This window comes from Actinomadura sp. NPDC023710, assembly GCF_040639875.1.
In the GTDB taxonomy this organism is placed as follows: Bacteria; Actinomycetota; Actinomycetes; order Streptosporangiales; family Streptosporangiaceae; genus Spirillospora; species Spirillospora citrea.
This window is the reverse complement of record NZ_JBFAGB010000011.1, coordinates 233,830-246,856: the sequence shown is the minus strand read 5'-3', so window position 1 is coordinate 246,856 and position 13,027 is coordinate 233,830. Positions and strand designations below refer to the sequence as shown.

11 protein-coding genes are annotated in these 13,027 nt (G+C 72.6%); 10 read left to right on the top strand and 1 reads right to left on the bottom strand.

Going from position 1 to position 13,027, the window contains the following annotated elements:
- The 6 genes from AB0H37_RS15655 to AB0H37_RS15630 form a co-directional block, all read left to right on the top strand.
- Positions 1-293: hypothetical protein (locus AB0H37_RS15655; RefSeq protein WP_360613232.1), on the top strand; the 293-nt coding region annotated here is incomplete at its 5' end.
- Between the two features lie 39 nt (positions 294-332).
- Positions 333-1,103 carry a TetR/AcrR family transcriptional regulator C-terminal domain-containing protein gene (locus tag AB0H37_RS15650; protein WP_360613230.1) on the top strand — a complete coding sequence of 257 codons (771 nt, stop codon included), beginning with the start codon at positions 333-335 and terminating at the stop codon, positions 1,101-1,103.
- Positions 1,103-2,005: an NADP-dependent oxidoreductase gene (locus AB0H37_RS15645; RefSeq protein ID WP_179836253.1), complete on the top strand. Its 903-nt coding sequence runs from the start codon at positions 1,103-1,105 to the stop codon at positions 2,003-2,005. The genes AB0H37_RS15650 and AB0H37_RS15645 overlap by 1 nt, the downstream gene beginning before the upstream one ends.
- Positions 2,006-2,074: 69 nt before the next feature.
- Complete coding sequence (locus AB0H37_RS15640) at positions 2,075-2,689, top strand: TMEM175 family protein (RefSeq protein ID WP_329088123.1); 615 nt, start codon at positions 2,075-2,077, stop codon at positions 2,687-2,689.
- A gap of 104 nt (positions 2,690-2,793) precedes the next feature.
- Complete coding sequence (locus tag AB0H37_RS15635; protein WP_179836255.1) at positions 2,794-3,456, top strand: response regulator transcription factor; 663 nt, start codon at positions 2,794-2,796, stop codon at positions 3,454-3,456.
- A complete protein-coding gene (locus AB0H37_RS15630; protein ID WP_329088120.1) occupies positions 3,453-4,634 on the top strand; it encodes an ATP-binding protein in 1,182 nt (393 codons plus the stop codon). Before AB0H37_RS15635 ends, AB0H37_RS15630 begins: the two co-directional genes overlap by 4 nt.
- Here the strand turns inward: AB0H37_RS15630 and AB0H37_RS15625 are convergent.
- Entirely contained in the window at positions 4,631-6,421 is a 1,791-nt protein-coding gene (locus tag AB0H37_RS15625; RefSeq protein ID WP_360613227.1) for an AMP-binding protein, read from the bottom strand. The two genes, AB0H37_RS15630 and AB0H37_RS15625, sit on opposite strands and share 4 nt — an antisense overlap.
- 234 nt (positions 6,422-6,655) lie before the next feature.
- On the opposite strand from AB0H37_RS15625, the gene AB0H37_RS15620 reads away from it, so the two are divergent.
- The 4 genes from AB0H37_RS15620 (at position 6,656) to AB0H37_RS15605 (ending at position 13,006) form a co-directional block, all read left to right on the top strand.
- Entirely contained in the window at positions 6,656-7,858 is a 1,203-nt protein-coding gene (locus AB0H37_RS15620; protein ID WP_360613225.1) for a thiolase family protein, read from the top strand.
- On the top strand, positions 7,855-9,936 hold the full coding sequence (locus AB0H37_RS15615) for a 3-hydroxyacyl-CoA dehydrogenase NAD-binding domain-containing protein (RefSeq protein ID WP_360613223.1): 2,082 nt from the start codon (positions 7,855-7,857) through the stop codon (positions 9,934-9,936). Before AB0H37_RS15620 ends, AB0H37_RS15615 begins: the two co-directional genes overlap by 4 nt.
- Before the next feature lie 168 nt (positions 9,937-10,104).
- On the top strand, positions 10,105-11,592 hold the full coding sequence (locus AB0H37_RS15610) for an amino acid permease (RefSeq protein WP_329088113.1): 1,488 nt from the start codon (positions 10,105-10,107) through the stop codon (positions 11,590-11,592).
- 64 nt (positions 11,593-11,656) lie between these two features.
- On the top strand, positions 11,657-13,006 hold the full coding sequence (locus tag AB0H37_RS15605) for an FAD-dependent oxidoreductase (RefSeq protein ID WP_360613220.1): 1,350 nt from the start codon (positions 11,657-11,659) through the stop codon (positions 13,004-13,006).
- Positions 13,007-13,027 lie beyond the last annotated feature (21 nt).

Genomic DNA, 13,027 nt, shown 5'->3' with positions numbered 1-13,027 from the left:
GGACCGACCTTCCCGCCTGGCTTCCGCCTGGCGAGGACTACGACACCCTGCACCAGGGCAACGTCGGCAAGGCCCTTGCCGCGGGGCTGCGTTGCCCGGATGCCGGCACCCGCCGCTCGCGCAGGACGAGGAAGGCGAGAACGGCCGCCGCCGGCACGCCCGCGGCGCTGACCGCGAAGGCGGTGGACATGGCGGAGGTGAACGCTTCCCGGGCGGCCCCGGCGAGCGCGGTGTCACCGGTGCGTCCGGCGAACGCTGTACGCATCGCGGATCATTGTACGCACAAGCGTTGAAAGTACGCTCCCGCGAACGATGTGCCCTAGGGTGGTGGCATGCCTGCCGACAAGCCGCCCATCCCCTCGGTGTGGGCACGTCCTCGCGCGAGGCGCGCCCGGCCCGCGCTCAGCCGCGAGCGGATCGTCGCCGAAGCCGTACGGCTCCTGGACGAGGAGGGCATGGAGGCGCTCAGCATGCGCGGCCTCGCCGTCCGCCTGGGGACGGCGGCCACTTCGCTCTACCGTCACGTGGCCAACAAGGACGAGCTGATCGAGCTGGTCGTCGACGAGCTGTACGGCGAGCTGGAGGTGCCCGACCCCGTCGGCGCGACCGGCTGGCGGGCCCCCCTGGAGCACTGCGCCCAGAGCCTGCGCTCGGTGATCCTGCGTCACCCGTGGGTCGCGCCGGCCTTGGGCCAGGTCGGGCTCGCCGAACTCGGCCCCAACCTCATCGACCGGTCCGAGCGCCGGCTCGCCCTGTTCCATGCCGCCGGATTCACGCCGGGCGAGGCGGAGCAGGCCATGAACGGGCTGCTCGCGTACGTGATCGGCATGAGCATCAGCGAGGCGGCGTACCTGTCGGTGCTCGCCCGCAGCGGCCGGACCGAGCAGGAATGGGCCGAGTGCCTGCGTCCCGCCGCCGAGCGGGCCCTGGACGACCACCCCCGGCTGCGTGAGGAGTTCGTCGCCCGCCGGGACGCCGATCCGCGCGTGGTGCGCGACACCAGCTTCGCCTACGGGCTCGACCGCTTCCTCGACGGCCTCCAGACCAGACTCGCCGCCCGAGAGTCGGCGAAGCAGAGCAGCACTCCGCAAGGGAGCACGTGATGAAGGCCGTGGGTTTCAGTCGCTTCGGGGGGCCGGAGGTTCTCGAGGTCGTGGATCTGCCCGATCCGCATCCGGGGGCCGGCCAGGTTCGGATCTCGGTGCGCGCGGCCGGGGTGAACGCCAGCGACTGGAAGAAGCGCGGGGGCCTGATGGATCAGGAGCTCCCGCAGACCCTGGGCTATGAGGCGGCGGGTGTCGTCGACGAACTCGGTGAGGGCGTGGCGGACGCCGCCGTCGGCGATCGCGTGTTCGGTTTCTGCGTCGAGGGGGCGGCCCAGGCCGAGCTGGCCGTGCTGTCCCACTACGCGCCGATCCCGCCATCGCTCGGCTTCTCCGGTGCCGCCGCCCTGCCGGCGGCCATCGAGACGGCCACGCGCGCGCTGGACCAGCTCGGCGTCGGGGACGGCGGCACGCTGCTCGTCAACGGCGCCTCCGGGAGCATCGGCGGCGCGGCGGTCCAGCTCGCCGTGGCGCGGGGCGTGCGCGTGATCGGTACCGCCGGGCCGGCGAACCAGGAGTACCTGCGCTCGCTGGGGGCCGAGCCGGTCACCTACGGCGAGGGTCTCGTCGAGCGGGTCCGCGCGCTGGCGCCCGACGGCGTCGACGTGGCGCTCGACGTCGCCGGGAGCGGGGTGCTGCCCGAGCTGATCGCGCTCGCGGGAGGCGCGGGGCACGTCGTCACGGTCGCCGACTTCGGCGGCGCCCGGGAGCACGGGGTGCGGTTCAGCCGCGGGGACGACGGCCGCGCGGTCCACGTGCTCGGTGAGATCGGCGCGCTGGTCGAGGCGGGGCGCTTCTCGCTCCCGGTCGCGCGGACCTTCCCGCTCGCGGAGGTCGCGGAGGCGCACCGCGCCGGAGAGGGCGGCCACGTGCGCGGCAAGCTCGTCCTGCTGGTCGGCTGATGCGGCGGCCGGCCGTCGAGCCGGTCCGGTTCCAGGCCGGAACGAGGACGCGGCTGTAGGGTCGTGGCCATGTCACGGGCGGTGTCTCGGGATCCTGATCGGCTGGTTCTGTTCACCGACGCCGTCGTGGCGATCGCCGTGACGCTGCTGGTGCTGCCGCTGGTCGACGTGGTGCCGGAGGCCGTGGGCGCGCATCGGCGGTCGGTCGAGGTGATCACCGAGCATCAGGCGCAGATCTGGAGCTTCGTGCTCAGCTTCGTGGTGATCATCCGGTTGTGGTTCGTGCACCACCGGATGTTCGAGCACATCGGCGGCTACACGCGGGCGCTGATGCTGGTGAACACGGGCTGGCTGCTGGCCATCGTGCTCCTGCCGTTCCCCACGGAGATGGTCGCGTCGTATCCGGGGGACGACCGGTTCACCGTGATGCTGTACATCGGGAACATCCTCGTCGCGGGCGCCTTCCAGACCGCGCTGGCGGTGATCTCCTACCGCGATCCGGATGTCGCGCTGGAATCCGATCCGCCGACGATCGAGTCGGTCCGGGCCTCGCTGTCGAACGCGGTGCTGCTCGCGGTGAGCCTCGCCGTGGTCGCGGTCTTCCCCAGCGTCTCGTACTTCGCGCTGTTGCTGCTCTTCCTGGAGGCGCCGGTCGACAGGTTCTGGAGGCTTGTCGGAGTCTGAGCGACCCCTTCTTGGATCGGCGGAGAGCGCGGCCGGTCGGTGGCGGTGGCCGCGCGGCGGGAGCCCTTATCAAGGTTTAACCCCTCGCGCGTCATGCTCGGCGCATGCGTGTACTGATCGTTGAGGACGAGCGGGTGCTCGCGGACACGATCGCCGAGGGCCTGCGGGACGAGGCGATGGCCGTGGACGTGGTGTACGACGGCGACGACGCGCTGGAGCGGGCCTCCTACAACGAGTACGACGTGGTGGTCCTCGACCGGGACCTGCCGACGGTGCACGGCGACGACGTGTGCCGGGAGCTGGTGGGGCGGCGGAGTCCCGTGCGGATCCTGATGCTGACCGCGGCGGGCGACGTCGACGACCGCGTGGACGGGCTGACGCTCGGCGCCGACGACTACCTGCCGAAGCCGTTCGTGTTCGGCGAGCTGGTGGCGCGGGTGCGGGCGCTGGCGCGCAGGTCGGGGCCGCCGGTGCCGCCCGTCCTGGAGGGGCGCGGCATCCGGCTCGATCCGCACCGGCGCAGGGCGGCGCGGGACGGCCGGGAGCTGCGGCTGACGAACAAGGAGTTCGCCGTGCTGGAGGAGCTGCTGCGGGCGGAGGGCGGCGTGGTGAGCGCCGAGCGGCTGCTGGAGCGGGCGTGGGACGAGAACATCGACCCGTTCAGCAACATCGTCCGGGTCACGATGGCGACGCTGCGCCGCAAGCTCGGGCAGCCACCGGTGATCGAGACGGTGACCGGGTCCGGATACAGGCTGGAGGGGCGATGAAGAGGCTGAGCGTCAGGACACGGCTCACGCTGGTGTACGGGTCGCTGTTCCTCGTCACGTCGGCGGCGCTGGTCGCGGTGACGTACCTGCTGACCGTCCGGACGATGGACGACCGGTTCCCCTCGCGCCAGAACGTGGACGCGACGACGATCACCCGGCTGCGCGCGCTGGCCGTGGGGGGGGACGTCAGCGATCTGGTGCGGTTGAAGGCCGACGCCGACCGGGAGCTGGCGCGGCAGAAGCACGACGTCCTGGAGCAGCTGCTGCAGAGCTCCCTGGTGACGATGCTGGTCCTCGGCGTCCTGGCCGTGGTGATCGGGTACGTGGTGGCGGGGCGGATGCTCCGGCCGCTGCACACGGTGACCGCGACGGCGCGGCGGCTGTCGGAGAGCAACCTGTACGAGCGGATCGCGCTGGACGGGCCGCAGGACGAGATCAAGGATCTGGCCGACACCTTCGACCGGATGCTGGACCGGCTGAACCGCGCGTTCGACGCCCAGCGCCGGTTCGTCGCGAACGCCTCGCACGAGCTGCGCACGCCGCTGACCATCAACCGGACGGTGCTGGAGGTCGCGCTCGCGAGCCGCAGGAGCCCGCCGGAGACCAGGGCGCTCGCGGACGTCCTGCTCGGCAACACCGCACGCCACGAGCGGCTCATCGAGGGGCTGCTGCTGCTCGCGAGGTCCGAGAGGGAGCTGGCCACGCGGGTCGGCACGCCGCTGCGGGACGTGGTGCGCAGCGCGCTCGACCAGCTCGACGCGCAGGTGGAGGAGGCGGGCGTGGACGTCGAGGCGCGGCTCGGCCCGGCCGCCGTGACCGGGGACCCGGTGCTGCTGGAGCGGTGCGCCGTGAACCTGCTGGAGAACGCCGTGAAGTACAACGTGGGAGACGGGCGGGTCTGGGTGCGCACGGGGGTCCGGGACGGCGAGGCGTTCCTGCAGGTGGTCAACACCGGGAGGCCCGTCCCGTCCTACGAGGTCGCGACGATCTTCGAGCCGTTCCGGCGGCTGCGCGCGGACCGGACGGGGTCCAGGGACGGCGCGGGGCTCGGCCTGTCGATCGTGCGGGCGGTCGTCGCGGCGCACGGCGGCGCGATCGACACCGTCCCGCGGCCGGACGGCGGCCTGTCGATCACGGTCCGGCTGCCGGTGGCCGCCCAGCCCGCCCTCGCCGCCTAGCCGGTCGGCTGCGCGCCGAGGGGCCAGGGCGGCGGCTGCGGCCACGGGACGCGGCCCTCGGGCTCGGCCCGGTCGGGGCGGGCGGTCAGCCAGCGGTGCACGACCTTGCCGGTCGCGTTGCGCGGCAGCTCGGGGATGAAGAAAACGTCGCGGGGAACCGCGTAGCGGGCGACCTGGGCGTGCACGTAGGCGCGGACGGCGTCGGCGTCGAGCCGGGCGCCGGGCCGCAGGACGACGTAGGCGGCGAGGCGCTGGCCCCACTCGGGGTCGGGCACGCCGGTGACGGCGACCTCGCGGATCCCCGGCATCCGCAGAAGGGCGTCCTCCACGTCGCCGGGGGCGATGTTCTCGCCACCGGACACGACCAGGCCGTCGCTGCGGCCGTCCACGAAGAGCAGGCCGCGGTGGTCGATGTGGCCGAGGTCGCCGGTGGCCAGCAGCCCGTCGCGGACCTCCATCGGCTCGCCGCCGGTGTAGCCCTCGAACAGCAGTTCGTTCGCGGCGAAGATGTGCCCGCGGGTGGAGTGGCCGAGGCGGCGGCCCTGCTCGTCGAGGATCGCCAGCGCGGTGTTGCGCGGCGGGCGCCCGGCGGTGCGGGGGTCGAGCCGCAGGTCGCGCGGGGTCGCGATGGACACCCAGGACGCCTCGGTGGAGCCGTAGACGTTGTAGAGCCGGTCGCCGAACGCGTCCATGAACCGGGTGGCGAGGCCGCCGGGCAGCGCGGCGCCGCTCAGCGCCGCGATCCGCAGGGAGGACGTGTCGTACCGCTCACGGACCTCGGGGGCCAGTTCCAGGACCCGCTGCAGCATGACCGGGACGGCGAACAGGGTGGCGTCGCGGTGGGAGGCGATGGCCCGCAGCGTCCGCTCCGGGTCGAACCGGCGGTGCAGGACGACCGGCGCCCGCAGCGCCCACGCCATCTGCAGCGCGGCGTAGCCCCAGGTGTGGAACAGCGGCGCTTCGACGATCATGGTCTGCCGGACGCGCAGCGGGATCCGCGACGTCATCGAGGCCAGCGGCCACAGGCCGGGGCGGGGCGGGCGGCGGGCGCCCTTCGGGCGGCCGGTGGTGCCCGAGCTCAGCATGATCGTCCGGCTCTGGATCTGCGGGGGCGCGGCGGCGGCGGCCGGCGCCGATCGGATGAGCTCCTCGATGCTCGGCCCCGGGTCGGCGGGGACGGCGTCCGGGGCGGTGCGGGGCGGCGGCAGCGTCCCGGCGGGGACGGGGGCCGACAGCGGGGCGGCGGCGGGCGGGCGGTGATCGGCCCACACCACGGTCCGGCGCAGCGCGATCGGGACGTTCGCCAGCAGCGGGGCGAACTCGGCGTCCGCGACGAGCAGGGTGGGGCGCAGCTCGCCGAGCACGGCGCGGATCTGGCCCGTTCCGAAGCCCGTGTTGAGCAGCACGACCTCGGCGCCGCGCCGGGAGCACGCGACGAGCGTCAGGGCCATGCCGCGGTGGTTGCGGCACAGGACGCCGACGCGGGGGCGGGGGCCGTGTAAGGGAAGCCCGGCGGCGAGGCGGGCGGCGCGCTCGTCCAGCTCGGCGAACGTCAGCTCGCCCTCGTCGTCGATCAGGGCGGTGCGGGACGGGGAGCGGGCGGCGGCGGAGGCGACCAGTCCGGCGAGCGTCGTACCCCAGCGGCGCAGCGTACCGAGCTGGCGGACCAGCCGGCGGGGGCCGCCGGAGAACAGCAGGCCGGTGCGGAGCAGGAGGGCGGCGAGATCGCGGATATGCCCGATCCGCCGGCGCATCCCCGGCCGGTAAGCGGGCCTCGCGTGCGTCACCGCGCCCTCCTCCGGTGATTTCCGGTCACGTTACCCATCAGTCATGAACCGGACAAGGGCGTCAAGCCCCCGACCGGTGGGCATCGGGACGACGAGCGGCGCGTCAGTGGTTACTGACGAGTAGCATTAAGGGTTACCAACGAGTAGCATCGCTGGTGCGGGTACTCGTGCCGCCGGCAGGGGCGGCACGGGGCCCGACACCTTCACCCGAGTCCATCGCAGGGAGGACGACCCGTGCCTCGCACCGCACGCGACGTCGTGTTCGTCGACGGCGTCCGCACGCCGTTCGGCAAGGCCGGCCCCAAGGGGCTCTACGCGCAGACCCGCGCCGACGACATGGTCGTCCGCGCGATCCGCGAGCTGATGCGCCGCAACCCGTCCCTCCCGCCCGAGCGGGTGGACGAGGTCGCCGTCGCCGCCACCACCCAGATCGGGGACCAGGGCCTGACCATCGGGCGGTCCGCCGCCGTGCTGGCCGGCCTGCCGAAGAGCGTCCCCGGCTTCGCCGTCGACCGGATGTGCGCGGGGGCCATGACCGCCGTGACCACCACCGGCGCCGGCATCGCGTTCGGCTCCTACGACGTCGCCATCGCGGGCGGCGTCGAGCACATGGGCCGGCACCCGATGGGCGAGGGCGTCGACCCGAACCCGCGGTTCCTCGCCGACAAGCTGGTCGACCCGTCCGCCCTGGTCATGGGCTCGACCGCGGAGAACCTGCACGACCGGTTCCCCGGCATCACCAAGGAGCGCGCGGACGCCTACGCCGTGCGCAGCCAGCGGAAGGTCGCCGAGGCGTACGCGGCCGGCAGGATCCAGCCCGACCTGGTGCCGACCGCGATCCGCTCCGCCGAGCAGGGCTGGGGCCTCGCCACCGAGGACGAGCCGCCGCGGCCCGGCACGACGAAGGAGAGCCTGGCCGCGCTGAAGACGCCGTTCCGCGTGCACGGCAACGTCACGGCGGGCAACGCCGCGGGCCTCAACGACGGCGCCACCGCCTGCCTGCTCGCGGCCGAGGACGTCGCGCGCGAGCTCGGCCTCGCGCCGCGGATGCGGCTCGTCGACTTCGCGTTCGCCGGCGTCGAGCCGGAGGTGATGGGCGTCGGGCCGGTCCCCGCGACCGAGAAGCTCCTCGCCCGCAACGCGCTGACCATGGACGACATCGGCCTCATCGAGATCAACGAGGCCTTCGCCGTGCAGGTGCTCGCGTTCCTGGAGCACTTCAAGATCGCCGACGACGACGTGCGGGTGAACCCGTGGGGCGGCGCGATCGCCCTCGGCCACCCGCTCGCCTCGTCCGGCGTGCGGCTGATGAACCAGCTGTCCCGCCTTTTCGAGGAGCGCACGGACGTCCGGTTCGGGCTGACCACGATGTGCGTCGGCATGGGCATGGGCGGAACCGTCCTCTGGGAGAACGCGAACTGGGAGGGCGCCAAGTGAACCCCGACATCTTCAAGGACGAGGTCGTCACGCACGCGCGCGTACGCGACGTGACGCTGCCCTACGGCGCGGGCACGCTCGCGCTCATCACGCTCGACAACGGCTTCGACCACACCAAGCCCAACACGTTCGGTCCGGGCGGCCTCGCCGAGCTGAACGCCGCGCTCGACGAGGTCGCCGCCCGCGACGACATCGCGGCCGTCGGCGTCACCGGCAAGCCGTTCATCTTCGCCGTCGGCGCCGACCTCAAGGGCGTCCCGCTGATCCGGCGGCGCGAGGACGCCGCGGCCATCGGCAGGCTCGGCCACGACGTGTTCCGCCGCCTCGGCGAGCTGGGCGTCCCGTCCTTCGCCTACTACAACGGCGCGGCGATGGGCGGCGGCGTCGAGATCGGCCTGCACTGCTCCTACCGGACGGTGTCGCGCGGCGTCCCGGCGTTCGCGCTGCCCGAGGCGTTCCTCGGCCTCGTGCCCGGCTGGGGCGGCACCTACCTGCTGCCGAACCTGATCGGCGCGGAGAAGGCGCTCAAGGTCGTCATCGACAACCCCATGGCCCAGAACCGGATGCTCAAGGGCGCGCAGGCCTACGAGCTGGGCATCGCCGACGCGATCTTCGACTCGGCCGACTTCCTGGAGGAGTCCCTCGCCTGGACGGCCCGGGTGCTCAAAGGCGAGATCACCGTCCGGCGCCCCGAGGTCGACAGGGGCAAGGCGTGGGACGACGCCGTCGCGATGGCCCGCTGGAACGTCGAGGGCAAGCTGCACGGCGCGGCCCCGTCCTACACGCGGGCGGTGGACCTGGTCGCCGCCGCCAAGGACCGCACCCGCGACGAGGGCTTCGCCGCCGAGGACGAGGCCCTCGCCGACCTCATCATGAGCGACGAGCTGCGGGCCGGGCTGTACGCGTTCGACCTCACCCAGAAGCGCGCGAAGCGGCCCGCCGGGGCGCCGGACAAGGAGCTCGCCCGCAAGGTCACCAAGGTCGGCGTCGTCGGCGCCGGACTGATGGCCTCGCAGCTGGCCCTGCTGTTCGCGCGGCGCCTGGAGGTACCGGTCGTGCTGACCGACCTCGACCAGGAGCGCCTGGACAAGGGCGTCGGCTACGCGCACGGCGAGATCGACAAGCTGCTGGGCAAGGGGCGGCTGTCCCCCGACAAGGCCAACCGCCTCAAGGGGCTCATCACCGGCTCGCTCACCAAGGACGCGTTCGCCGACGCCGACTTCGTCATCGAGGCCGTCTTCGAGGAGATGTCGGTCAAGCAGAAGGTGTTCGCCGAGGTCGAGGAGTACGTCTCCGCCGAGTGCGTCCTCGCGACCAACACCTCCTCGCTGTCGGTCACCGAGATGGCCTCCGGGCTCGCGCACCCCGAGCGGGTGGTCGGCTTCCACTTCTTCAACCCGGTCGCGGTGCTGCCGCTGCTGGAGATCGTCCGGGGCGAGCGGACCGACGACGCGGCCCTCGCCACCGCGTTCGCCGCGGGCAGGGCGCTGAAGAAGTCGTGCGTCCTGGTCAAGGACGCCCCGGCGTTCGTCGTCAACCGCGTCCTGCTGCGGCTGCTCGCCGAGATCGTCAAGACGGTGGACGAGGGCACGCCGATCGAGACCGCCGAGCGCGCCGCCGCCCCGCTCGGCCTGCCGATGCCGCCGTTCGTGCTGATGGGGCTGGTCGGCCCGGCGATCGCGCTGCACGTCAACGAGACCCTGCAGGCGGCGTTCCCGGACCGCTTCCCGCTGTCGGACAACCTGGCGACGATGGTCGCGGCGGGCAAGGGCGGCGTGTACCTGCCGGACTTCACCCTCGACCCCGAGGTCGTGGAGATCTTCTCCGGCGGGACGAGCCCCTCCACCGAGGAGCAGGTCCTCGACCGGGCGCTCGACGCGCTCGCCGACGAAATCCGGATCATGCTGGACGAGGGCGTCGTCGCGGCCCCGCAGGACATCGACCTGTGCATGATCCTCGGCGCCGGCTGGCCGTTCCACCTCGGCGGCATCACCCCGTACCTGGACAGGTCCGGCGTCGCCGAGCGGGCCGCGGGCGGCCGCTTCCTGGAGCCGGGGGTCGCCTCCCTGCCCTCCTGACCACGGTCCCGGGAGAAGGGGCGTTCCGAACCACCTTCGGAACGCCTCTTTTCCGGCTTTCCCCCACGTCACGGACATGCGCGTGTTTCGGCGGATCATAACCCGCGCACAAATGGGCATACGGCTGACGGCCGTATGCCGGACACCGGACGCGAAGGGGCGCCGAAATTGAACGTGCTGCGCACGAAGTCGGTCGAGCAGTCGATCAGTGACACCGAGGAGCCCGAGCACCGGCTCCGCCGTGACCTGTCGGCGTTCGACCTGACGGTCTTCGGGGTCGGCGTGATCATCGGGACCGGCATCTTCGTGCTCACCGGCCAGGTCGCCAAGGACAAGGCCGGCCCCGCGGTCGCCCTGTCGTTCATCCTCGCCGCCGTCGTGTGCGGCCTCGCCGCGCTCTGCTACGCCGAGTTCGCCTCGACCGTCCCGGTCGCCGGATCGGCCTACACCTTCTCCTACGCCACGATCGGGGAGTTCCCCGCCTGGATCATCGGCTGGGACCTCATCCTGGAGATGGCCCTCGGCGCGGCCGTGGTGTCGGTCGGCTGGTCGGGATACTTCGCCTCGCTGCTCGACGACGCCGGCGTCACGATCCCGACGGCGCTCGCCGCCCCGCCGGGCGAGGGCGGGACGGTGAACATCCCCGCCATCTGCCTCGTGCTGGCGGTGACCGCGCTGCTCGTCCTCGGCGTCAAGATCTCCTCGCGGGTGAACGCGGTGGTCGTCTCGGTCAAGGTGGCCATCGTGCTGCTGGTGATCTTCGCCGGGCTGTTCTTCGTCAAGGGCGGCAACTACCACCCGTACATCCCGCCGTCCAAGTCGACGCCGGACGTGGAGGGCCTCAAGGCGCCGCTGATCCAGGTCCTGTTCGGCAGCGCGCCGGTCAGCTACGGCTGGCTCGGCATCTTCTCGGCCGTCGCCATCGTGTTCTTCGCCTACATCGGCTTCGACATCGTCGCGACCGCGGCCGAGGAGGCGCGGCACCCGCAGCGCGACCTGCCGGTCGGGCTCATCGGCTCCCTCGTCATCACCGCGGTCCTGTACGCGGCCGTGTCGACCGTCGTGGTGGGCATGCAGAAGTACACGGAACTGAGCGTCGCCGCACCCCTCGCGGACGCGTTCAAGGCCGTCGACAAACCCGCCTTCGCCACGATCATCAGCATCGGCGCGGTCGTCGGGCTCACCACCGTCGTGCTGATCCTGCTGCTCGGGCAGAGCCGCATCTTCTTCGCGATGGGCCGCGACGGCCTGGTGCCGCCCTGGCTCTCGGCCGTCCACCCGCGCTTCGGCACCCCCTACCGCGCGACGATCATGATGGGCGTGGTCGTCGCGGTGCTCGCCGGCTTCATCCCGCTCGCCGAGCTGGCCGAACTGGTCAACATCGGCACGCTGTTCGCGTTCCTCGTCGTCTCGATCGCCGTGGTGATCCTGCGCCGCACCCGTCCCGACCTGCCGCGCTCGTTCCGCACGCCCTGGGTGCCGGTCATCCCGATCCTGTCCGTGCTGGCCTGCCTGTTCGTGATGATCAACCTGCCGGTGGAGACCTGGCTGCGGTTCCTCGCCTGGATGGTCGTCGGCGGTGTCGTCTACGCCGTCTACGGGTACCGGCACAGCAAGGTGGGTCGGCGCGCGGAGCACATCTCCTCCAAGTCCTGACACTCCTCCGCCGTGATGGGACTCACGGTGTCCTTTCGACCGACGGGTGTGCACAATGGCGCGCATGGCACCTCCAGCGCGCGTCGCGGTGATCGGGTCGGGCCCGGCGGGGATCTACGCCGCCGAGGCCCTGGTGAAGCAGGCCGGCGACGACGTGCGGGTGGACGTCTTCGACCGGCTCCCGACGCCGTACGGGCTGGTGCGCTACGGTGTCGCGCCCGACCACACCTCGATCAAGTCGATCGCCCGGTACCTGCAGCGGGTGCTGGAGAACCCGGCGGTCCGGTTCTTCGGGTGCGTCGAGCTCGGCCGCGACGTGACCCGCGGCGACCTGCTGGAGTGCTACGACGCCGTCGTCTACTCGACCGGCGCGATGGTCGACCGGCACATGCGGATCCCCGGCGAGGACCTGCCCGGCAGCATCGCCGCCACCGACTTCGTCAACTGGTACTGCGGGCACCCCGACGCCGCCGACCACGAGTTCGACCTGTCGGTCGAGGAGGCCGCGGTGGTCGGCGTCGGGAACGTCGCCGTCGACGTCGTGCGGATCCTCGCCAAGACGGCCGCCGAGCTGCGCGCCACCGACGTCCCCGAGCAGGTGATCGAGGCGCTGTCGCGCAGCCGGGTCCGGCGCATCCACATGATCGGGCGGCGCGGGCCGGCGCAGGCGAAGTTCACCACCAAGGAGGCGCGCGAGCTGGGCGAGCTGCCCAGCGCGAGCATCCACGTCAGCCCCCGGGACATGGAGCTCGACCCGGCGAGCGCCGAGCTGGCCGAGAGCGACCGGCACGTCCGCGGCAACATCAAGGCGCTGAGCGCCTGGACGGGCGAGCCCGCCGCCGACCGCGCCCGCCACATCGACGTGCGGTTCTGGCGCGCCCCCGTCGAGATCCTCGGGACCGACCGGGTCGAGGGCCTCAGGCTGGAGAGGACCCGGCTGGACGAGTCGGGCCGCGTCACCGGAACCGGCGAGTTCGAGACGCTGCCGGTCGGCCTGGTACTGCGGTCCGTCGGCTACCAGAGCGTCCCGCTGGAGGGCGTCCCGTTCGACGAGCGCTCCTTCGTCGTCCCGAACGAGGGCGGCCGCATCGTCGGCCCGGACGGCGCCTTCGTGCCCCGCGAGTACGTCGCCGGCTGGATCAAGCGCGGGCCGTCCGGCGTCGTCGGGACCAACAAGTCCGACGCCGCCGAGACCGTCCGCAACCTGCTGGAGGACCTCGCGGACGCCGAGACGGCGCCCGAGCGCACCATCGAGGAGCTGCTGGAGTCGCGCGAGCTGCCCGTCGTCACCTACGACGACTGGCTGAACCTGGACGCCGCCGAGATCGCCCTCGCCCGCAGCCTCGACCGCGGGGAGCGCGTCAAGCTCGCCCGCTGGGAGGCGATGCGGTCCGCCTGCCGGGGTCCCGCGTGATCCCCTCGAACTCCCCGCCGG

What these genes read in the sequence shown, in the direction of transcription:
- AB0H37_RS15650 (WP_360613230.1), top strand. Translation starts at nt 333, where the DNA reads ATGCCTGCCGACAAGCCGCCCATCCCCTCGGTGTGGGCACGTCCTCGC.
- AB0H37_RS15645 (WP_179836253.1), top strand. Translation starts at nt 1,103, where the DNA reads ATGAAGGCCGTGGGTTTCAGTCGCTTCGGGGGGCCGGAGGTTCTCGAG.
- AB0H37_RS15640 (WP_329088123.1), top strand. Translation starts at nt 2,075, where the DNA reads ATGTCACGGGCGGTGTCTCGGGATCCTGATCGGCTGGTTCTGTTCACC.
- AB0H37_RS15635 (WP_179836255.1), top strand. Translation starts at nt 2,794, where the DNA reads ATGCGTGTACTGATCGTTGAGGACGAGCGGGTGCTCGCGGACACGATC.
- AB0H37_RS15630 (WP_329088120.1), top strand. Translation starts at nt 3,453, where the DNA reads ATGAAGAGGCTGAGCGTCAGGACACGGCTCACGCTGGTGTACGGGTCG.
- AB0H37_RS15605 (WP_360613220.1), top strand. Translation starts at nt 11,657, where the DNA reads ATGGCACCTCCAGCGCGCGTCGCGGTGATCGGGTCGGGCCCGGCGGGG.